Raw genomic sequence first — 20203 nt, 5'->3', positions numbered from 1 at the left:
CAGAGTTTCCGTCCGGGACGAGCCCGCATCTGATGTGCCTATTTGCCTGTTGTGTCCGTCCAGGAAGTGCTGTCAGCGCGGGCCGCAGAGCCAGGCGAGATCACGCAGGATTTCCGACACGGTCACCGGACTGAGGTCGGCGAAGGTGGGGCCATTGTGTCCGGCAAGCGCGGCGTACCTGAGCTCGTACACGGGCGCGACCGATTCGAACGGGTCCATGCCCGGATCGATCCCGATACTGAACACCCGGTCGTTCGGAAGCCGCTTGTCGAAGGTATCGATGCGACCGCCGTCGCCGTGTTCTGGTGGATTCCAGCCGCGGTTGGTCAGGCCGTGGATACGGCCGAGGGGAACAGTTGCATTCGCTGGAGTCGGCACGGAGGAACTGGTGAGCAGTTCCGGACCCGGATGGTGCACCTCCCGGGCGATCTGTGAAAACGGTTGCAGGAGTTCGTAATCGGCGAGCGCATCGGCCCACGCGGCGGTCAGTTCGGTGCCCAGGTGGAGGGGATGTGCAATTCCGACGACGGCATCCTCGGCGACTTCGAGGGTGGCGTCGTCGGCGTCGACGAAGGTGTTGTCCGCGGCGATGCGGAACGACTCGAGCACCTGATCGTTGCGATAGGTCGCCCAGATCAGTCGGCGAGTCACGTTGATGCGCACCGGATGTGCGATGAACAGGGTGCGCAGTTCGTTCAGGGTGAGGCGGCGTTCGGTGACCATGGCGCGTTCGAGCCGCCGGATCTGATCGGCGGCGAACTTCTTGACCGACTTGCGGATCGAGCGATACGTCGCGGTCGCATCGGTGGCCGAATACTCGTCGTCGCGAACTCCGGCTTTGGGCAGAGCCTGGTAGCGGATGCCGTCGGTACCGGTAATGGTGGGGCGCAGCTGCTCATCGAAGCCGAGCACGAATTGGCGCGGCCCGAAGTCCAGCAGCGCCGTACCGTCGGGGCGCAGGCCGAGATCGGGAACCAGCCGGTCGGCGAGTTGATCCTCGCTCAAACCCAATTCGTCCGCGACATCGGTGACCCGGGTCTGCGCCGCCTCCCGGACCGCCGCGTTCCGGCCCTTCTCGTACACTGTGATCAGTGCCGACAAGGCGCGGTCGATACCGATGGCGGCGAGGGTGTCGAGCGCATTGTCCTTGGCCCCGTTCCAAAGGATATTCGGCAGCAGCTCATCGACCGTCTCGTCATTTCCCAAGGCAGCCAGCGCTTCCCAGACCCAGGTGTCCTTCGACGGCGCGCCCGCCCTGGTCCACTGGCCGTGGATCGCACCGGCCGCAGCGGCCAGACTCGACGCGTCGCAGTCGTCGCGAATACGTGCCAGCGCGGCATGCGGCGCTCCGGGTTCCGACATCATCATCAACGTAACGAGATTGGCGACCGCACCGGGCGGCAGCGCGTGGCCGCCGGTCAGCCCGATCGCGGGCAGCTCCGAAATCGACAACCATTGCGGGAGAACGGGAATCCGCGCGGGCACGATCTCGGCGGGATCGGCATCGAGCAATTCGCGCACCGTCGCGGTGGCGTCATAGGCGGCCGCGGCGGCAATGACGGCATCGGTGTAACCGAGTGTGACGAGGGTGCGCAGAGCTGCGGCATGGGTGCGTCTTGCCTTGCGCGCCTTGCCGATCGCTCCCGGAATGAACGCGGTCGCGGCGTAGGCCGGATGGCGGAGCAACCAGTCCAGCGCGATCCGGCGGCGCGAGCGCAAGCGCAGCCAGTCCACGACCAGTTCGGCGACGGCCGGACTTTCGAAAGGGGCGATCGCGGCAGCGTGGTCGCGTGGTCGCTTCGTGACAGTGTCGATGACCAGATCATGCGTAGCGGCACCGTGTTTTGCCGTGAGTGCGAGCAGGGGAGTGGCGGACCAGAGTCCCCAGCCCACGGTACTGGTGCGCAGATATGGTTCCGCGATCGAAAAGTCGACCTGGGCGAGCGCCTGCAATGTCCAGTCGTTGAGAAAATCATTGCCGGGCGGAATGCGCTCCAGCCGCTCGCGTATCTCGTTCTCGGACAGCGTGCCGACCGTGTCGAGCCATTTCTGCCGTTCGCCATCGAGCCACGAAATATCAATGGCACCAGGAACTTCGAGTGCTACGGTGGCAACAGGCTTACTGCGCGGTCGTTGCCATGGCGGTGTGCTCAGGATCGCGGGCACCAGTTGGGTGGGAGTCGTATCGACCGTCTGCTCTTCCGGCAGACTCTCGGTGATCAACTGCTGTGCGGATTCGGGCAGTTCGTCGCGCATGGCGACGGCGAGTTCGGGATGACGGCGGACGTGCTGGCAGAAGTCGGCGGCATTCTCCTGCCGGGTGGTCCGTGCACCGGCACACGCATGGCACGTGCCGGAAACCGTTCGGTCGAGGCGAGCAGCGCCGCAGCGGTCACATTGCGCCACGAATGCCCGGCCAGGAAGTCCATCGCTTCGTCAGCGGGGAGGTGGGCGAGGATGCGCGACAGGGTTTCCGGTCCCGGTGCGGAGCTATTGCCCTGACCCGCCTCCCACAGCCGAGTGAGGATCGAGGCGGCGTCGGCGCCGAGATGTGCTGCGACACTGTAGATCAGCGATTTGTTGTCGCGCAGCAGATGCCAATGCCGGCCGAGCAGATCGAGGATGCGGTGCGCATGCGCCGAATCGGTCACCGAGGCGAGCAGGAAGATCGATCCGAAGCCGTCGGTGAGTTTCGGATCGGCGAGATCGTTTGTAACCCAGTCCTGTTCGGTGGGGAACAGGTACGAGGTGAGCAATCGGATCGAGAGCGGTCCGCGGCGCAGCTGCCGTGCCTGGTCCAGAGCGTCGGCGTAATCCATCTCCCCGGCGGCGGCCAGCAGGGTGCGCAATCGGCGGACCAGGGTGGCGGGCGGATCGCAGGGACGTGAAACCACCAAGCGGTTCGATTGCCCGCCCCAGGTATCCGACGCTTCCGCGCAGATGCCGCTGAGTGCGGCCACGGTCGCCACGGCACAGCCGAGACCGTGGGTTGCGACCAGATAATCGGCCAGATCCGTGTGGTCGTCGTAGTAGCGGCCGAGGGCGTTGTCATCCCACAGCTTCGTGTCCATGCCGATCGCGGCGCACACGGCCGCGCCGAGCGGGTCGGCACGCCGATCTTCCAGGTATTGCGCACCCTGCTCGGCGAGCGGCTTGTGCGAGCCGGAATGGCTCAGGATGGCGCGGATCCGATTCGCGGACTGCGCCAATTTGTCGGAGATGGTCTGTGCCGCAGCCGCATTCACGGCAACCCTGCGTGCGGGCCATCGGCCGCGGAACGGATCGGTTTTCGACCACCAGGCGGCGGGTACCACCCAGATGTCCTCATCGGTCGGCGGCGTGCGGACAGCCATCGGCCTGCTCCCTTGTTCACGAGGTGCGTATCGCGGACAGGCTAGCGAGCCGCTCCGACACGTGCCGGTCGGTGCGGAAACGGCAACGGCCCCGTCCACCCGGACGGGGCCGTTGCGGTTTCCGGCGAGATATCAGACCGCGGCGGTGGCCAGTGTCTCCGTGGATTGCACGGCCTGGCCGACACCGGCGACGATCGCGGCCGCGCGCAGCGATTCGAAGATCACCTCACGCGAGACACCCGCCTCGCGCAGTGTCTTCTCGTGCGCCTCCAGGCAGTGCGCACAGCCGTTGATCGAGGAGACCGCGAACGACCACAGCTCGAAATCGGCCTTGTCGACACCCGGGTTGCCGATGATGTTCATCCGCAGACCGGCACGCAGATCGTCGTAGCGGCCCTCCAGAAACGCTTTGCCCCGGTAGAACACATTGTTCATGCCCATGATCGAGGCGGCGCCGAGTGCGGCGTTGTAGGCCTCCGCCGACAGATTGTCCGCGGCTTCCTCGGCGATTTCCCGCAGCGTCGTCGCCGACCGGGTCGCGGCCGCCGACGCGAGCAGCGTGCCCCACAGCTGCTGTTCGTTCAGCACGGTGGTGCGTGCGATGGACGACAGATTGAGCTTGAGGTCCTTTGCGTACTCGGGGAGGGAGTTCTTCAGGGTCTCAATGCTCATTCGGCGAATCCTCTTCTCGTTCGGGGGTTTTCAGGTGGTTCGGATAATGCTCAGACGCTTGCGGCGAGCAGTTCGCCCGCGTTGATGGTCGGGTCGCCCTTCTTCCAGTTGCAGGCGCAGAGCTCATCGGACTGCAGTGCGTCCAGCACGCGCAGCACCTCGTCGACATTGCGGCCGACCGAACCCGCGGTCACCGAGACGAACTGGATCTCGTTGTTCGGGTCGATGATGAAGGTGGCGCGGTCGGCGACGCCGTCGGCGTTGAGAACGCCGGTGGCGGAGGCCAATTCACGCTTGAGGTCGCTCAGCATCGGGAACGGGAGGGTCTTGAGATCCTCGTGCTGGGCGCGCCACTGGAAGTGCACGAACTCGTTGTCGACCGAGGCGCCGAGCACCTGCGCGTCGCGGTCCTCGAACTCCTCGTTGAGCTTGCCGAAGGCGGCGATCTCGGTCGGGCACACGAAGGTGAAGTCCTTGGGCCAGAAGAAGACGATGCGCCACTTGCCGGCGTGGTCGTCGGAGGTGATGCGGGTGAAGTAGTCGTCAGGCTGCTGAGCGTCGACCTTCGACAGGTCACCGCCGATCACCGCGGTGAGGTTGTATGCCGGGAATTGGTCGCCGATGGTCAGCAAAGCCATGCTTGTCTCCTCGTCAGTCGGTTTGCTAGAGCGAGTGGATCGAAAAGCTCACTGGTGATCTTGCCCAAAGGCCGGTGAAAGGTAAACGTGATCAGTCGCACTACACTGATAGGCGTGACTGATCAGACTTATCAGCCGACCCTGTCGCAGCTGCGTGCGTTCGTAGCGGTCGCGGAGTACCGCCACTTCGGCACCGCTGCCGCGCGGCTCAGTGTGAGCCAGCCCACGTTATCGCAGGCACTGGCCGCATTGGAACACGGGCTCGGGCTGCAGCTGATCGAGCGCAGCACCCGGCGGGTGCTCGTCACCGCCGCGGGTATGCGGCTGCTGCCACAGGCGACCGCGACCCTCGAGGCGGCCGATCGATTCGTCGCCTCGGCGACCGGTGACAGCCTGGGCGGCACCCTGCGGATCGGCATCATTCCGACGGTTGCCCCGTATGTGCTGCCGGATCTACTGCCCGAATTGCGCAAGGTATTGCCCGCTTTGAATCCCCAGGTGATCGAGGACCAAACCGCCCGGCTGCTGGAGGGATTGCGCACGGGCGTCCTCGATGTGGCGCTGCTCGCGCTGCCGACCGAAGCGCCCGGCCTCGTCGAGATCCCGTTGTACACTGAGGAATTCGTCCTGGTGACTCCGCGCGGTCACGAGCTGGCCGGTCGCACCGATATCGCACCCGCCACCTTGGACGCGCTGCCGCTGCTGCTGCTCGACGAGGGCCACTGCCTGCGTGATCAGACCCTGGAATTCTGCCGCTCCGCCGACGCCCATCCGGGTGCGGTCGGCGATACCCGTGCGGCTTCGCTGGCGACCGTGGTCCAGTGCGTCGCAGGCGGTCTCGGGGTGACGTTGATTCCGGAGATGGCGGTGGCAGCCGAAACCGCGCGCGGCACATTGGAAACCGCGCATTTCGCCGCCCCTGCTCCGGGGCGCACGCTCGGTCTGGCATTTCGCGCGTCGACGGCGCGCGCGGATGATTATGAACGGCTGGCGCAGATCATTCGGTCGCAGCGGCCCGGAGTGAACTGAGTCCGCAGGATCAGGGTGCGGCATCGCCGAGGAGTTCGGTTGCGGTGCGGTGGATCTTGCGCAGGGCGCTCATGAGGTGACGGTGTTCGGTGGGGGTGAGCTCGGCGGTCACCTTGTCCTCCAGCGCTTGTCGCTGTGCCTCGATCGGCTGTTGAAGGGCGCGGCCCTTATCGGTGAGCCAGAGGCGGACGAGGCGGTTGTCGTGGTCGTCGCGACGGCGCTCCAGCAGATCCGCGGCGCTCATGCGGGTGGCCATTTTGACGACGGTCGGGGTGGTGACGTTCAGCGCCGCGGCGACCTCGCCCGGAGTGCGCCCGTCCTGCTCCCACAGTAGGGCCAGGACGTAATTCTGGCCCAGATGCAATCCGTGCGTGCGCATTTCGCGGTCGGCGAGTGCGCGCAGCACCTTCGAACTGCGGCCGTGTAGATCGAGAAATTCGGGCACCGTCGGAGCTCCTCGGTAATTGACGAACAGATCGTTAGCCGTCTAGTGTTCTATTCGCTAGACGGCTAACGATGTGGAGATCTGATGATAGTGGTCACCGGTGGCACCGGAAATATCGGTCGTGAACTTGTCGGCGAACTCGCGGCCAGAGGTGCGGAATTCCGTGTTCTCGTGCGCGATCCGGCTCGCGTCGCGGATCCGGGCGGGGGTCGGTTGATCGTCGGCGATCTGGACGATCCGGCGACCCTCGCGCCGGCATTGGACGGTGCCGACGCGCTGTTCCTGCTGGTGCCCGGCATCGGCCTGGAACACACCGTCGATGCGGTGAACGCGGCGCGAGCGGCCGGAGTACGGCATATCGTGCAGTTGTCGTCGTTCAATGCGATGGGCGATCCGGTACCGGCCATGGGGCGGTGGCATGTCGAGCGCGAGCGGGTCGTCGCCGAATCCGGCATACCGGTGACCGTGCTGCGGCCCGGTGGATTCATGACGAATGCGCTGGCGTGGGCGCAGACGATCCGCTCCGGCGGCGCGGTCCTCGACCCCACCGGACCTGGTCGCTACGCCCCGATCGACCCCGCCGATATCGCCGCGGTGGCGGCCGAGGTCCTCACCGGCGACGGTCACCACGGCAGGACATACACCCTCACCGGCGCGCAAACCTGCACTGTCGCAGAACAAGTCGCGACCATCGCCCGCACGATCGGTCGCGTCATCGAGGTGCACGAGGCGGCCACGCCGCAGGAGGCTTTGGAATCCCGCTACCCGGGCGGTGCGCCACCGGCGCTGGCGGCGGCGATCATCGAGGGGTTCGAGCTGATGCGCGCCGACACAGTGGGTTTCCGCACCGACACAGTGCGTGAGCTGCTCGGCAGAAGTCCGCGTACGTTCGCCGAGTGGTGCGTACGCAACAGCGATGCATTCCTGTAGCCATGATTGCGGTCGGCCGTCTCGAAGATGTACTGGTGCTCATGGTTGCCGGGCGATGGTGGCGGCGAGGCTGCCGAGGAAACGGACGCGTTCTTCGGAGGGGGATCCGGGTCCCTTGTTCCCACTTCGGGTAGAAGGTGCGCGCGGCTGGGTTGAGAAGGACGAATCGCGCATTGTTTCCTTGGTTGGCGGGGTCGGTCGGCGATGGAGAGAGCAGTGCGTGGCCGAGCGGGTCGGCGGCGATGAAGTCCATGCGCCAGTTGCGGACCCAGGTGGGCATGCGGCGTAATCTCCGCTGGTGGGCAGTTGGAAAGGGTTCACGGTGGACGATTCGGGACGGCGGGTCGGTCGCTCGATCGCGAATGGTGATCGGCTGTTCGTCTACGGGACATTGCAGTTTCCGGAGGTATTGATCGAGTTGATCGGTCGGTGTCCGGATTTGCTGGCGGCAGAGCTGATCGGGTGGCGGGCGGCGGTACTGCCTGGGCGGGTGTACCCCGGGCTGGTGCCCGCCTCGCGTGGGATGGCGCGGGGTGCGGTGCTGTCCGGGCTCGATGCTGGGGAGTGGGCGGTGTTGGATGCGTTCGAGGATGACGAGTACCAGTTGCGGCGGGTTCAGCCGGATCCGGTGGCGTCGGCGTGGACGTATGTGTGGACTTCCGAGGTAGCGCAGGATAACTGGTATGCCGAGCGCTTTGCCGCCGAGCATCTGGGTGCGTTCGTGGCTCGCTGCGCGGAGTGGCGACGGCTGCTCTGAATCGGGGCCGGTCGCAGGGGCGGATTTGCCATTCCAAGACGACCGGTCATATATTAATCGCATGGCACGCCCGCGACGCAGTGATGACACTCGGCAGCTTCTGGTGGAGCAGGGAGCTGCCGGGTTCCTGACGAACGGCTATCACGGGACCGGGATCAAGCAGATCCTGGATGCGGTCGGAGTGCCGAAGGGTTCGTTCTACAACTACTTCGACAGCAAGGAGAGTTTCGGGCGGGCCATCATCGACCACCACTCGCTATGTGTGCAGCGGAATCTGGCTGAGGCGCTCGGGAGTTCGCCGGATCCGGTCGCCGGGTTGCGAGCGTTCTTCGGGCGGCTCATGGATGATTTCGTGCGCGCGGAGTTCACCGGTGGATGCCTGATCGCGAACCTCGGCGGGGAACTCGAGGGCAGTGAGGTGCTGCGGGAATCCTTGGCGGGGGCCTGGAATTCCTGGCGCGATGGGGTGGCGGCGGCGCTGCGGCGGGCGCAGGAGCTCGGAACGATTCGCGACGATATCGACGCCACGGAATTGGCTGATCTGCTGTTGGAATCGTGGGAGGGTGCGGTGATCAGGATGAAGATCGAGCGCTCGCTCGAACCGCTGCACAAGTGTTTGCGCCGACTGCTGGATGACTACTTTCGGCCCTGACCTCTAGGTATCGCAGGCCTTGCCGGCCGTGTACCTATTCCAAGACGACCGGTCGTATCGGTAAGTATCACGAGGAAGAGAGAAGAAATGGTCAAGACGGTCATCGTCACCGGATCCTCCAGTGGGATCGGGCGCGATATCGCTCGGGCATTCGTGGCGCGCGGCGACAATGTCGTGCTCAACGGACGGGATGCGGACAAGCTCGCGGCGGTGGCGGATTCGTTGGGCGCGCCGTCACGGTTGGCGGTATTCGCCGGTGATATCGGTACTCCCACAACGGGTTCCGAGCTCGTGCGCCTTGCTGTGGAACGTTTCGGGCGAGTCGATGTGCTGGTGAACAATGCCGGGATCTTCGGGGCCAAGCCGTTCGTCGATGTCACCGAGGCGGATCTGGACAGTTACCTGAACGGCAACCTGAAAGGGACCTACTTCACCACACAGGCCGTCGTGCGTCAGCTGCAAGCGCAGAAAAGCGGTGGCAGCATTGTCAATATCGGGACGGTGCTGATCAACCACGCGCTCGCGGGGCTGCCCGCATCGGCCGCGCTGGTCAGCAAGGGCGGCGTCCACGCGTTGACCACGAGCCTGGCCGCGGAACTCGCCGCGGACGGCATCCGTGTCAATGCCGTCGCTCCCGGCATCATTCGCACACCAATGTTCGGTGACGGCGACGAAAGCGCTTCGGGCCGACTGGCTTTGCTCAACCGAATCGGTGAGGTGAGCGAAACCACCGCGGCGGTGCTGTACCTCGCTGACGCCGCCTTCACCACCGGCCACATCTTCCCCGTCGACGGCGGATTCATCTCGGGAAGGGCCGCGTAGTGCCTTACGTCAATATCAAAGTCACGAACGAGGGCGTCACACGCGAGCAGAAAACCCTACTGATCAAGGGCGTAACCGATCTGCTGCGCGATGTCCTCGGGAAGGACCCGGCGACAACATTCGTCGTGATCGACGAGGTCGAGCTGACCGATTGGGGTATCGGCGGAATGAATGTCGAGGACTGGCGCAAGCAGCAGGCGCAGGCCGCGCCGCAGGCTCGAGCGCACACGAGCACGTAACCGAACGCCGAATCGCACCGGCTCGAAGGGAAACCCTTGGGAGCCGGTGCGATTCGAGAGTGCTGCTAAACGCGCAGCGCGTGCGGTTCGATCGCGCCGCGCACAAGCGCCCGCGCATCGATCGTCTCGGCGCGGTAGGGCAGCGTGACCAGCCGATCGGTCATCGCCTGCACCGGGTCATCGATTCGCTCGTTCAACCCGAACAGGAATGTCCACTCGTGCTCATCGCTGCCGTACTGCACCACGGTGTCGAACTGCTCGTGGAAGCGCTTCCAGGACCGCTTCAGCGTCTCGTTGCGCCACATCGTCGCGCACCCGGCCTGTGCACTGAGCACGCCGCCGGGTGCGAGCAGCGCACGACATCGCGACAGGAACTCCGACTCGTAGAGCCGGTTGTGCTGCGCGTCCTCGACCCGCTCATCGGGCAGATCGATGACTATGACGTCGTAGCGGGTGCCCGCCTCGTTCGCCTTGGCAAGGAAGTCCCAGCCGTCGGCATAGTGCACTTTGACCGGGCCCTCACCCTGCACCGCGGCGGCCAGCTCATCGCTGGTGTAGCCGTAGGGCAAGTGCTCGGCACACAACTCGACCTCGCGCTGGTCGATATCGACGTGATCCACCAGCGTCGCGCCCGCGGCGACCGACATCTGGCTGGCCACACCCTCACCCGACCCGATGATCAGCACCTTGTCCAGCTTCGCGGCCAGCGCGAAGGCCGGGACCATCATCGCCTCGTGATAGGTCAGCTGGGAGAACTCCGTGGACTGGCGATCGTCGTCGGAGAACAGGCTGATGCCCTGTTCGGTGCGCGCGATCACCATGTGCTGGAACGGAGTATGGGTGTCGACGATGATCTCGTGCAGATCCCAGATGCGGGTCAGGCCATTGCCCACCGGCTCCTCGATCCGCGTCGAGCCGTGCCCGCGCTGGATGACCTGCATGCGAACATCCTTGGGAGACAACTTATCCCGCAGTAGTTCGACGGCCTTCGACGCGCCGGCGCCGATACTTCCGCAGGTGAATACGTCGACAAAGATGTCGCCGGACTCCGGATAAGTGTGAATCGAGGCGTGGGACTCCGACAACAGCGCGAGGACGGTCACCCCCTGCGGATCGAACTTCTTGTGTACGACATCGCAGATGGTGACGCCCGCCGCGATCAGAGACTCGCGCAACGCCGATTCGAGTCGTTCGAGATCGTCGCAGAGATCTGCGTCGACACCACCGAACTCGGCCAGCACATGCCAGCCGGTGAATTCCGCCGTCATAGGCAAACTCACTCTCGCTCAGCGCCCGAGACATGAACGGTCAAGGGCGGAAAACCATTGAAGGACACCGACGAATAGCTCGCGGTATAGGCGCCGGTATCGAGGATCTGGATGCGATCACCGGCTCGCAACGAGGTCGGAAGAAGGACCTTCGTGCGTTGATACAGTACATCGTCGCCATCACAGGTCGGTCCGGCCACCACCGCCTCGTCCACGGGATCTCCGTCACGTTCGGTGACGAAGCGGTATGCGATGTACTCGTTCTCGGTCTCGGCCATGCCGTTGTAGCGGCCGATGTCGAGATACACCCAGCGCCGTCCGTCCGGCGCTATGCGCACGCCGATGACCTCGGCGTGAATGGTGCCCGCCGAACCTACGAGCGCGCGGCCGGGCTCGATGACGAGTCCGGCGGTCTCGGGCAGGAATTCGGCGGTGGCTGCCGCGATGACGGCGCCGATATCGTCGAGTGCGGGCGCCGCCTCGACGTACGAAATGGGCAGGCCGCCACCGATATTCACCGAGCGCACCGGAATATCCTTATCCGCCAACGCTGCCACGATGCGGCCCGCCTGTTCGATGCCGATCCGCCAGGCCCGCGGGTCGGTCTGCTGGGAGCCGACGTGGAAGTACGGACCCCCGACGATCAGTCCGAGATCGCGGGCGCGCACCAGCAGGCGCAGCGCCTCGGTGGGGGAGCAGCCGAATTTGGTGCCGAAGGGAGTCGTCGACTGCGGCGCCGAGGACAGGAACCGGCACTCGACTTCCGAGCCCGGCGCGTGCTCGACGATGCGCAGCAGATCGTCCTCGGTGTCGAACGCGTAGCGGCGCACGCCCGCGGCGTAGGCGGCGGCGATGTGGGCGGCCTTCTTGATCGGGTTCCCGTAACACATGCGGGCCGGGGCGACGCCCTCGCGCAGGCACAGGTCGATCTCACCGACACTGGCGACATCGAACTCCGCGCCGTGACGGTCGAGCAGACGGATGAGTTCCGGGACCGGACTCGCCTTGACCGCGAAGCGTATTCGGGCTCCTGGTACCGCGGCCTGGAGTGCGCGGTAGTTCTCGCCCACCCGCTCTGGGTGGATGGCCAGATAGGGCGATTCGGGCAGGTTTGAACCGGTCAATCTAAGGGAACTCTCCGTCGTTTGGGGGTCGGCCGTCGTTCGGGCACCGCGCGAGAGAGTATCAGCGCGATGCCCCTGGTAACCAACTCGTTGACGACACCTTGATCATGATCACCCTGCGACTACCGTGACCTCGTCGAATACGACCTCGCCCGCGGCGTCGGACTCGGCGAGATCGACCACCGCCGCCAGCGCCCAGCCATGGTCCCCGGCAGGATCGTCGAGCACCTGGCGCACATGCCAGAAACCGGGGCGTTGTTCCACCTGGAACAGCTGCGGACCGCGAGCGTCCGGGCCGGTGCCGATGCTTTCGTACTCGTCGAAGTAGGGCGTCAGCTCGGCCGCCCAGTCCGGTCCGGTGCCCAGCTCGGCGAGCGCCTCCCAGCGGCGCAGCGCGGCGAGTTCGACGCGACGGAACATGGCATTGCGGATCATCACCTTGAACGCGCGCTCGTTGGCCGAGATCGGCCGCACCGTTTCCGCGCCGAACGCGAGCTGATCGGCATCGCTCTCCGCGCCCGGATTGGTGAGCTGCTCCCATTCGTCGAGCAGACTCGAATCCACTTGGCGCACAAGCTCACCCAGCCATTCGGTCATATCGTCGAGATCTTCGGTGCGCGCGGATTCCGGGACCGTGCGTCGCAGCGCGCGGTAGGCGTCGGCGAGATAGCGCAGCACCACCCCCTCGGAGCGGGCCAGCTCGTAATGCGAGATCAGTTCGGCGAAGGTCATCGAGCGTTCGATCATGTCGCGGACGACCGATTTGGGGGACGGGGCGAATTCCGACATCCAGGGGTGCCCGGCCCGGTAGGTCTCGAAGGCGGGTTCGATCAGCTCGGCCAGCGGTTTGGGCCAGGTGACCTCTTCCAGCAGCTCCATGCGTTCGTCGTATTCGATGCCGTCGGCCTTCATCTCGTTGATCGCCTGGCCGCGGGCTTTGTGCTGCTGGGCCATCAGCAGCTGGCGCGGATCTTCGAGCGTCGATTCGATGAGGGAGATGACGTCCAGGGTGTAGCCGGGGGCGTCCTTGTCGAGCAGGTCGAGCGCGGCGAGGGCGAAGGGGGACAGGGGCTGGTCGAGGGCGAAATCGCGCTGCAGGTCGACGGTGAGCCTGGCGCGGCGGCCCTGTGCGTCGGGTTCGGGAAGCTGTTGCACCACACCGGCATCGCGGAGGGCGCGATACAGGCGGATGGCGCGCAGGATGTGGCGGCGTTGCGCGGGGCGGGGCTCGTGATTGTCCTCCAGCAGATGGCGCATGGCGTCGAAGCAATTGCCCGGGCGGGCGATCACATTGAGCAGCATGGAGTTCGTCACGTTGAAGCGCGACACCATCGGTTCGGGACTGGCGGCGACGAGCCGGTCGAAGGTCTCCTCGCTCCAGGAGACGAAGCCCTCCGGTGGTTTGCGACGCACCACCTTGCGCTGTTTCTTCGGATCGTCGCCCGCCTTGGCCAGCAGCCGGGTGTTCTCCACTTCGTGGTCGGGCGCCTGCACGACGACGGTGCCCATGGTGTCGTAGCCCGCTCGGCCCGCTCGGCCCGCGATCTGATGGAATTCGCGGGCCTTGAGTCTGCGGGTGCGCACACCGTCGAATTTGGTGAGGCCGGTCAGCAGTACCGTGCGGATCGGCACGTTGATGCCGACGCCGAGGGTGTCGGTGCCGCACACCACCTTCAGCAGACCGTCCTGGGCCAGGCGCTCCACCAGGCGGCGGTACTTGGGCAGCATGCCCGCGTGATGTACGCCGATACCGTGGCGGATCAGCCGGGACAGAGTCTTGCCGAACCCGGAGGAGAAGCGGAAATCGCCCAGTGCCGTTGCGATGGCATCCTTTTCGGCGCGCGTGGCGAAGTTGACGCTGGTCAGCGCCTGCGCGCGTTCCAATGCGGCGGCCTGGGTGAAATGCACGACGTACACCGGCGACTGATTGGTCGTGACGAGATCTTCCAGGGTTTCGGTGATCGGGGTGCGTGCGTAGGAAAAGCTCAGCGGGACAGGACGTTCGGTGCCCGCGACAATGGCGGTCGGATTGCCGGTGCGGCGTTTCAGATCGGCGGCGAAGAAGTCGACCTCGCCCAGAGTGGCCGACATGAGCAGGAATTGGGCGCGCGGGAGTTCCAGCAGCGGCACCTGCCAGGCCCAGCCACGGTCCGGATCGGCGTAGAAGTGGAATTCGTCCATGACGACCTGGCCGACATCGGCGGCCGCGCCCTCGCGCAGCGCCATATTCGCCAGGATCTCGGCGGTGGCGCAGATGATCGGCGCCTCCGGATTCACCGCCGCGTCACCGGTCACCATGCCGACCCGATCCGCGCCGAAAACCTCGCACAGGGCGAAGAACTTCTCGCTGACCAGCGCTTTGATGGGTGCGGTGTAGTAGGTGCGCAGGCCGCGGGTCAACGCGAACAAATGCGCGCCGACCGCGACGAGGGATTTACCGGATCCGGTGGGGGTGGCCAGGATGACATTGGATCCGGACGCCAACTCCAGTAGCGCCTCGTCCTGCGCCGGATACAGCGGGGTGCCCTGCTCGGCCGCCCACTCCCCGAAGGATTCGTAGAGCGCGTCGGCGTCGGTTCCCGGTATCTCCAGCAGTTCGGTCAGATCCACTCCGACCACCCTACGGGCAGCCGTCTACGGTCCCGTCAGGGTGATCGGGTCAGTTGGACTGTTCGTCCTCGTCGCCGTCGTAGCCGCCCTGCTCGGCCAGGAAGCGCTCGAATTCGGCACCCAATTCGTCGCCGCTGGGCAGTTCACCATCGCCGACCAGCAGGCTCGACTGGCGTTCCTGCGCGGAGACGAAGCTGTCGTACTGGCGCTCGAGCGCGTGCACCACGGTTTCGACCTCGGAATTACCCGCGATGTGCTCGTTGACCTGCTCGCGCACCCGCGCGGCGGCCTCACCGAGCGCGGCCAGCGGAAATTCCAGGCCCGCGTTGTCGGCGACGTGCTCGAGCAGGGTCTGCGCGGCCTCCGGGTAGGCGGTCTGCGCGAGGTAGTGCGGCACATGCACCGAGAATCCGACGGATTCGTGACCGTGCTGGGCCATCCGGTACTCCAGCAGCGAGGACGCGCTGCCCGGCACCTGTAGTTCGCCCGGCCAGCGCTGATGGTCGGCGATGAGGTCGCGGTCGGAGGAATGCGCGGTGATGCCGAGCGGGCGGGTATGCGGGATCGCCATCGGGATGGCACTCAGTCCGATGCTGCGCCGCACACCGAGCTGTTCGGCGAGCAGACGCACCGCGGTGGTGAATTTCTCCCAGCGCAGATCCGGTTCCAGGCCGGACAGCAGCAGGAATGGGGTGCCCGCGGTATCACGCAGCGCCCAGAGATTCAGCTCGGGCTCGGCGTATTCCGAGAAATGGTCGGTCTTGAACGTCATCAACGGACGACGCGAGCGGTAGTCCAGCAACTCGTCGACATCGAACGAGGCGACCAGCTCGCTCTCGAGACTCTCGCGCAGGTGCGTCGTGGCCAGCCGCACCGCATGCCCGGCATCGGTGAAGCCCTCCAGTCCGTGTACCAGGACCGGACCCAAACCATCGTCGTTCGACAGCTGCGGAGCTGGGAACTCCAACTCGTACATTCGCGACTCGTGGTCCATCGCGTCTCCTTCCTGCGCGGTTCACCGATGCGAGCTTCCAGGTTCACAGGCCTGTTGGGCAATTCGCGGCGGTCAACCACTGTCCATTGTCCCCCATGGCGCCGACACACGTTGCCACGGGCGACACCGACCCATAAGACAGGGCAACATCGGTGCTGCCCCGCACATTCCCCGTCGCTCGAAGAATCGGCGTGGCATCGCGGGCGGGCACGGGGAGTTTGGCACAGTGGAGCGGTGACTGTGCCGAATTCGACGCGCAGGGGGCCACTCGGATTCGGGGTCTCGGGTTGGGTGCCCCTTGCCGTCGGCGCGGCGCTGCTCGCCGGCTGCGCGTCGACGGTGACCGGACATCCGGTCGCCTCCGGTCCGAGTGCGGGGCCCCAGTATGTGACGGCACAGCTTTCGGCGCTGCTGCCCGATCCCACGCAGTTCCCGGCCGGATACGAGGCGGTCGTGCTGCCACCGGAGGCGGCCGCGCAGGCGGCGGGGGATCTGACCGGGGTCGGGCGCGGTTCGACGGTGCAGCCCGATGGATGTGTTCCGCCCGCTCAGCAATTCGGTCCGAATCAGACGGCCGTCGCGGTGGGCACCGACAACGATACGCGTGCCACGATGACCGTGGAGTTGACCAGAACCGGACAGCCGTTGTCGGCGTTGCGTGACCAGTTGAAGCGGTGTCAGCAGGTGCACGTCAGCCGAGCGGGTGCGACGACGACGGTGACCACCGAACTGCAAGCGCCGCCGACGGTCGATGCCGACGACACGCTCGCGCTGCGCCGCACGGTGGCGCCGCAGGTGAGCGCGGCCGGGCTGACGCAGTCGATGCAGACGCTCACCGGGCAGGTCGCCGATGTGCGAATCACGGTGACGTACATGACATTCGGCAATGCGAAGCCGGATACGGCGGCATTGGACGAGCTGTTCACGACGGCGGTGCGGCAAGTGAAGCAGGGGTGAATGCGGCGGCCTCCGCCGCACGGTGGCTGGAGCTTGCGGCCGGACAGTAGCAGGTGGCACCGACATACTCGTCGCCGTATTCGGGTCCGATTCCCGATTCGTCCACAGCCCAAGTGTTTTCCACAGGGCAATTCGGTCCCACGATATTCCCAGGTCGGTGTCCCGGGCTTCGAGGTGGGTGAGCGCACCCTCGATGCATGACGACTTCCACGAATCCCGCTCCCGCCCTCGGAGATCCAGGCGATGGCGCATCGCCGCGCACCGGTTTTTGCGCTAGCCCCGCCGTTCACCTCCGCAAATCCGCCCACTCGTCGGGTGTCAGCGACTCGGGCCGACGGGATGTCGAGCATCCGCGTGACGGCGCCGGGATAGGTACCGACAAGCCAGCGGACTATCGAGCCGCCGAGCATCTAGCTGCTACTCAGAGGTCAGTGGATCGCGGGGTGCATGACGTCGACGAAACAGAGGGCTCGCACGCCGTCGTGTATTCGAGTGACATTGTCCCTGCGCCGCGTTTCGATGAACCAGCGCGCGATAGCGTTGGGGCGCATGCATATCGCACGTGGCCTGTCGACGATGTCTCGGCCCGAATTGATTCGGTGTCCTTCTTCGACCCTGATGTCGACGACGAATTGTCGGAATGCACACGAGGTTTCGGGAAAGAGCCGCGCCCGGGAATCTGTGCGGAACCACCGCCGGAATTCGGGGATCGGATCCCAGGGGATTCACTGCATGTCGACGATCCCGGTGAATTGATTGTGGCGGTCCCCGCCATGGTCGGATTCGTGCCGGAGCGGTCGCTGGTGGTGGCGGTGCTGCGGGGCACGACCGATGCGGAGCAGAGTCCGATCATCGACGCGGTGGTGCGGTTCGATTTGGATCAGGAAGGCGGAAGTCGGCGGGGGCTCGCGGCGGCATATGCGGAGTGTGTTTCGCACATCTGTGCCGCAGAGGGGGCGACGGAAGTACTCGCGGTAATCGTCGATGACCGAGTGCGTGAACCGCGGCGCACGCGCCGAAACGGTACGGGGAGCACGGGACCGTGGGGCACGCTCATCGCGGCGTTCGCGCGCCGACTGGCGCGCGCCGAGGTGTACCTCGAGGGTGCCTGGGCGGTGCGCGCCATCGAGGCGGATCAGCGGTGGTGGAGTCTGCTCGATGCGAATCACCATGGGACGCTGCCGGATCCGGCCACATCGATGGTGACGGTAGCGCATGTGCTCGAAGGGCGGCCGATCCGGGGAACCCGTTCGGAGCTGACCGCTCTGGTCGCACCGGATGAGGAACTGGCGCACCAGGTCGCGGAACATCTGGACAGCGCTCGCGCGCTCGCGCACGAGCGGTACGCGGCGGCCGTCCGGCGCGGTGATCCTGATGGATACCACCGGCGGGCACTCGAACATGTGCTGTGGCAGATCGCCAACATCGACTCCGGTGTGGCACTCACCGCCCAGGAATACGCGGAACTGGCCGCGGCACTGCGTGATCGGACGGTGCGCGACTCGCTGTTCGGGCTGGCCGTCGGAGATCATGCGGCCCCTGCGGAGACCCTCTGGGTGGCGCTGACGCATGCACTGTCGGGCAGCGACCGTGCCGATGCGGCAACACTTCTCGGCTACAGCGCCTACATCCGCGGTGACGGGCCGCTCGCCGGCGTCGCACTGCAGGCGGCCTTGGAAGCCGATCCCGCCCATTCCATGGCGAGCTTGCTCGAGATCTCACTGCGCACCGGGATGCGTCCGGATACGCTCCGCCGCCTTGCCTACTGCGGGCTCGGCATTGCCGCGGACCTCGGTATCGATTTGGGGCCGGTTGTCCGGTGAGCCCGTTCGCGTTCGCGGGTGGTCAGCGGTGAGTTGGCGAGCCACATGGTGGTGGTCGTGGCAAATGCGGCACCACCATGTGGCCGCGCTCGATGGTGCGCCTGCTTACTTCGCGCTGTGTGCCAGCGGACCGAGGTCACGCAGGAATTCCCAAGCATCGGCGACGATTTCGTCCAGATCGTTGTGCTTGGGCTGCCAGCCGAGGTCGGTGACGGCGCGGTCGCTGGACGCGATCAGCGTGGCCGGGTCGCCGGCGCGACGCGGTGCGTCCTGGGCTGCGATGGGCAGGCCGGTGACGCGCTCGCAGGCCGAAATCACCTCGCGGACCGAGAAACCGATGCCGCTGCCGAGATTGAAGATGCGATGTGTGCCGGATTCGGCGGAGCCGAGGGCCAGCAGGTGGGCGTCGGCGAGGTCGCGAATGTGGATGTAATCGCGGACCGCGGTGCCGTCGGGTGTGGGCCAGTCGGCGCCGAAGACCGAGATCGCCTTGCGATGGCCGAGGGCGACCTGGAGCACAAGGGGGATGAGATGGGTTTCCACCACCCGGTTTTCACCGAGGCCGCCGTAGGCGCCCGCGACATTGAAGTAGCGCAGGCTGGTCGCGGCGAGACCATGTGCGATCGAATAGGAGGTGATGGCGTGGTCGATGGCCAGTTTGGAGGCGCCGTAGGGGTTGGTCGGCCGGGTCGGCGCGTCCTCGGTGATCGGCACCCGTTCGGGTTCGCCGTACACGGCTGCGGTCGAGGAGAAGACCAGCCGCGGCGTCTCGGTGCGGCGCATCGCCTCCAGCAACTCCAGCGTCTTCACCACGTTGCCGTGCCAGTACTTCTCCGGCTGTTGCACCGACTCACCGACCAGCGACTGCGCCGCGAAATGCAGGACACCATCGAAGGATTCGGCCTCGAGCAGAGCGGGCGCGGCGACCGCGACATCACCCTCGACGAATCGCGCCTCGGACGGCACGCCCGCTGCATTGCCGGTCGACAGATCGTCGACCACCACGATCTCGTGCCCCGATTCGAGCAGAACCTGCGCGCAGACGCCACCGACATAGCCCGCGCCACCCGTGACCAGAAGTTTCACGCCTCAGACCAACTTCACCTGGACGGCGTGGGCCATTTCGTCCGAGAGCTCGAAACCCGCGTGACCGGGCACGGTGATGACCACCGAACCGGGTTTGGTCTCGACCGTCACGCGCGCGTCGGGCACCACGCCCGCCTCCCGCAGCTGGCCGATGACCTCGGGATCGGTCTGGATGTGCTCGGCGAGGCGACGCACCACGACCGCGTGCACCTGGCCGTGCGGCAGATCCGACAGCCGCACCAGGGTCTCGTCGGCGCCGCTCTGCGGGGCGAGGCCCAACTCGTCCAGGCCCGGAATCGGGTTGCCGTAGGGGGAGGTGGTCGGGTGGTTGAGCACCTCGACCAGCCGCCGCTCGACATCCTCGCTCATGACGTGTTCCCATCGGCACGCCTCGGCGTGCACGTTCTGCCAGTCCAGCCCGATTATGTCCACGAGCAGCCGCTCGGCGAGGCGATGCTTGCGCATGACCGCGACCGCCATGCTGCGGCCCTTGTCGGTCAGTTCGAGATGGCGGTCACCGGCGACCAGCAGCAGACCATCGCGTTCCATCCGCGCGACGGTCTGGCTGACCGTCGGGCCACTCTGCTCGAGGCGCTCGGCGATGCGCGCACGCAGGGGCACTACGCCCTCTTCCTCGAGGTCGTAGATGGTACGGAGGTACATCTCCGTGGTGTCGACCAGATCCTTCACCTGTTACCCCTTCGTCGGCACGAATTCTACCCACGCACGTCGGCACCCCCGTGTGCCGCGTGGTTTCGCGCTACACGCGTGACTGCGCTGTGGGAATTCTGTCGGCGCACGGCC

The 20203-nt window shown here is 65.9% G+C and carries 19 protein-coding genes and 1 pseudogene; 8 read left to right on the top strand and 12 right to left on the bottom strand.

What is annotated here, in order from left to right; genetic code table 11:
• Nucleotides 1-72: 72 nt before the first annotated feature.
• From ON44_RS20955 to ON44_RS20940, 4 genes are all read right to left on the bottom strand, one after another.
• Nucleotides 73-2256 carry a DUF4132 domain-containing protein gene (locus tag ON44_RS20955; protein ID WP_051182255.1) on the bottom strand — a complete coding sequence of 728 codons (2184 nt, stop codon included), beginning with the start codon at nucleotides 2254-2256 and terminating at the stop codon, nucleotides 73-75.
• The gene (locus tag ON44_RS20950) at nucleotides 2220-3353 is read right to left on the bottom strand and encodes a hypothetical protein (RefSeq protein ID WP_040692626.1); all 1134 of its coding nucleotides are present in this window, start codon (nucleotides 3351-3353) and stop codon (nucleotides 2220-2222) included. Before ON44_RS20950 ends, ON44_RS20955 begins: the two co-directional genes overlap by 37 nt.
• Before the next feature lie 132 nt (nucleotides 3354-3485).
• Nucleotides 3486-4025 carry an alkylhydroperoxidase, AhpD family gene (ahpD, locus tag ON44_RS20945; RefSeq protein ID WP_040692625.1) on the bottom strand — a complete coding sequence of 180 codons (540 nt, stop codon included), beginning with the start codon at nucleotides 4023-4025 and terminating at the stop codon, nucleotides 3486-3488.
• 50 nt (nucleotides 4026-4075) lie between these two features.
• The gene (locus tag ON44_RS20940) at nucleotides 4076-4663 is read right to left on the bottom strand and encodes a peroxiredoxin (protein ID WP_040692624.1); all 588 of its coding nucleotides are present in this window, start codon (nucleotides 4661-4663) and stop codon (nucleotides 4076-4078) included.
• Nucleotides 4664-4777: 114 nt separating this feature from the next.
• Here ON44_RS20940 and ON44_RS20935 point away from each other — a divergent pair, with 114 nt between their 5' ends.
• Nucleotides 4778-5692, top strand: a complete 915-nt coding sequence (locus tag ON44_RS20935) for a hydrogen peroxide-inducible genes activator (protein ID WP_040692622.1) — start codon at nucleotides 4778-4780, stop codon at nucleotides 5690-5692.
• A gap of 10 nt (nucleotides 5693-5702) precedes the next feature.
• Here the strand turns inward: ON44_RS20935 and ON44_RS20930 are convergent, their stop codons facing one another.
• Nucleotides 5703-6137, bottom strand: coding sequence for a MarR family winged helix-turn-helix transcriptional regulator (locus ON44_RS20930; protein WP_040692620.1), 435 nt, complete (start codon nucleotides 6135-6137; stop codon nucleotides 5703-5705).
• Nucleotides 6138-6221: 84 nt separating this feature from the next.
• On the opposite strand from ON44_RS20930, the gene ON44_RS20925 reads away from it, so the two are divergent.
• Nucleotides 6222-7067 (top strand): NAD(P)H-binding protein, encoded by an 846-nt coding sequence (locus ON44_RS20925; protein WP_040692618.1) that lies wholly within the window; start codon nucleotides 6222-6224, stop codon nucleotides 7065-7067.
• Between the two features lie 118 nt (nucleotides 7068-7185).
• On the opposite strand, the pseudogene ON44_RS53505 reads toward ON44_RS20925, so the two are convergent.
• A pseudogene (locus ON44_RS53505) lies at nucleotides 7186-7347 on the bottom strand (MmyB family transcriptional regulator); the annotation flags it as partial.
• 18 nt (nucleotides 7348-7365) lie between these two features.
• Here ON44_RS53505 and ON44_RS20920 point away from each other — a divergent pair.
• The 4 genes from ON44_RS20920 (at nucleotide 7366) to ON44_RS20905 (ending at nucleotide 9537) form a co-directional block, all read left to right on the top strand.
• Entirely contained in the window at nucleotides 7366-7824 is a 459-nt protein-coding gene (locus ON44_RS20920) for a gamma-glutamylcyclotransferase family protein (protein WP_218007614.1), read from the top strand.
• 61 nt (nucleotides 7825-7885) lie between these two features.
• The gene (locus ON44_RS20915) at nucleotides 7886-8476 is read left to right on the top strand and encodes a TetR family transcriptional regulator C-terminal domain-containing protein (protein WP_040692616.1); all 591 of its coding nucleotides are present in this window, start codon (nucleotides 7886-7888) and stop codon (nucleotides 8474-8476) included.
• Between the two features lie 87 nt (nucleotides 8477-8563).
• A complete protein-coding gene (locus ON44_RS20910; protein ID WP_040692614.1) occupies nucleotides 8564-9298 on the top strand; it encodes an SDR family NAD(P)-dependent oxidoreductase in 735 nt (244 codons plus the stop codon).
• Nucleotides 9298-9537 (top strand): tautomerase family protein, encoded by a 240-nt coding sequence (locus ON44_RS20905; protein WP_040692612.1) that lies wholly within the window; start codon nucleotides 9298-9300, stop codon nucleotides 9535-9537. Before ON44_RS20910 ends, ON44_RS20905 begins: the two co-directional genes overlap by 1 nt.
• A gap of 65 nt (nucleotides 9538-9602) precedes the next feature.
• On the opposite strand, the gene speD is transcribed toward ON44_RS20905, so the two are convergent.
• From speD to ON44_RS20885, 4 genes are all read right to left on the bottom strand, one after another.
• Nucleotides 9603-10805 (bottom strand): adenosylmethionine decarboxylase, encoded by a 1203-nt coding sequence (gene speD / locus ON44_RS20900; RefSeq protein WP_040692610.1) that lies wholly within the window; start codon nucleotides 10803-10805, stop codon nucleotides 9603-9605.
• An 8-nt stretch (nucleotides 10806-10813) separates the two neighbouring features.
• The gene (locus ON44_RS20895) at nucleotides 10814-11914 is read right to left on the bottom strand and encodes a type III PLP-dependent enzyme (protein WP_040692691.1); all 1101 of its coding nucleotides are present in this window, start codon (nucleotides 11912-11914) and stop codon (nucleotides 10814-10816) included.
• Between the two features lie 126 nt (nucleotides 11915-12040).
• Nucleotides 12041-14539: a DEAD/DEAH box helicase gene (locus ON44_RS20890; RefSeq protein ID WP_040692609.1), complete on the bottom strand. Its 2499-nt coding sequence runs from the start codon at nucleotides 14537-14539 to the stop codon at nucleotides 12041-12043.
• A 49-nt stretch (nucleotides 14540-14588) separates the two neighbouring features.
• On the bottom strand, nucleotides 14589-15533 hold the full coding sequence (locus tag ON44_RS20885) for a PAC2 family protein (protein WP_040692608.1): 945 nt from the start codon (nucleotides 15531-15533) through the stop codon (nucleotides 14589-14591).
• A gap of 234 nt (nucleotides 15534-15767) precedes the next feature.
• Between ON44_RS20885 and ON44_RS20880 the strand changes: the two genes are divergently transcribed.
• Complete coding sequence (locus ON44_RS20880; RefSeq protein WP_245567259.1) at nucleotides 15768-16490, top strand: DUF5642 family protein; 723 nt, start codon at nucleotides 15768-15770, stop codon at nucleotides 16488-16490.
• 599 nt (nucleotides 16491-17089) lie between these two features.
• The gene (locus ON44_RS20875; protein WP_245567258.1) at nucleotides 17090-18313 is read left to right on the top strand and encodes a DUF4192 domain-containing protein; all 1224 of its coding nucleotides are present in this window, start codon (nucleotides 17090-17092) and stop codon (nucleotides 18311-18313) included.
• Nucleotides 18314-18418: 105 nt separating this feature from the next.
• Here ON44_RS20875 and galE read toward each other — a convergent pair whose 3' ends face one another.
• Together galE and ON44_RS20865 are read right to left on the bottom strand one after the other, a co-directional pair.
• Nucleotides 18419-19399 (bottom strand): UDP-glucose 4-epimerase GalE, encoded by a 981-nt coding sequence (gene galE, locus ON44_RS20870; protein WP_040692607.1) that lies wholly within the window; start codon nucleotides 19397-19399, stop codon nucleotides 18419-18421.
• 3 nt (nucleotides 19400-19402) lie between these two features.
• Nucleotides 19403-20089, bottom strand: a complete 687-nt coding sequence (locus ON44_RS20865) for an iron-dependent transcriptional repressor DtxR (protein ID WP_040692605.1) — start codon at nucleotides 20087-20089, stop codon at nucleotides 19403-19405.
• Between the last annotated feature and the right edge of the window lie 114 nt (nucleotides 20090-20203).

This window comes from Nocardia vinacea NBRC 16497, assembly GCF_000308835.1.
GTDB lineage: Bacteria > Actinomycetota > Actinomycetes > Mycobacteriales > Mycobacteriaceae > Nocardia > Nocardia vinacea.
Note: the sequence above shows the minus strand (reverse complement) of the source record. Positions and strands in the feature narration are given on the sequence as shown.

Coding starts and splice junctions, on each gene's coding strand:
- ON44_RS20955 (WP_051182255.1), bottom strand. CDS start 2,256: ATGCGCGACGAACTGCCCGAATCCGCACAGCAGTTGATCACCGAGAGT.
- ON44_RS20950 (WP_040692626.1), bottom strand. CDS start 3,353: ATGGCTGTCCGCACGCCGCCGACCGATGAGGACATCTGGGTGGTACCC.
- ahpD (WP_040692625.1), bottom strand. CDS start 4,025: ATGAGCATTGAGACCCTGAAGAACTCCCTCCCCGAGTACGCAAAGGAC.
- ON44_RS20940 (WP_040692624.1), bottom strand. CDS start 4,663: ATGGCTTTGCTGACCATCGGCGACCAATTCCCGGCATACAACCTCACC.
- ON44_RS20925 (WP_040692618.1), top strand. CDS start 6,222: ATGATAGTGGTCACCGGTGGCACCGGAAATATCGGTCGTGAACTTGTC.
- ON44_RS20915 (WP_040692616.1), top strand. CDS start 7,886: ATGGCACGCCCGCGACGCAGTGATGACACTCGGCAGCTTCTGGTGGAG.
- ON44_RS20910 (WP_040692614.1), top strand. CDS start 8,564: ATGGTCAAGACGGTCATCGTCACCGGATCCTCCAGTGGGATCGGGCGC.
- speD (WP_040692610.1), bottom strand. CDS start 10,805: ATGACGGCGGAATTCACCGGCTGGCATGTGCTGGCCGAGTTCGGTGGT.
- ON44_RS20885 (WP_040692608.1), bottom strand. CDS start 15,533: ATGGACCACGAGTCGCGAATGTACGAGTTGGAGTTCCCAGCTCCGCAG.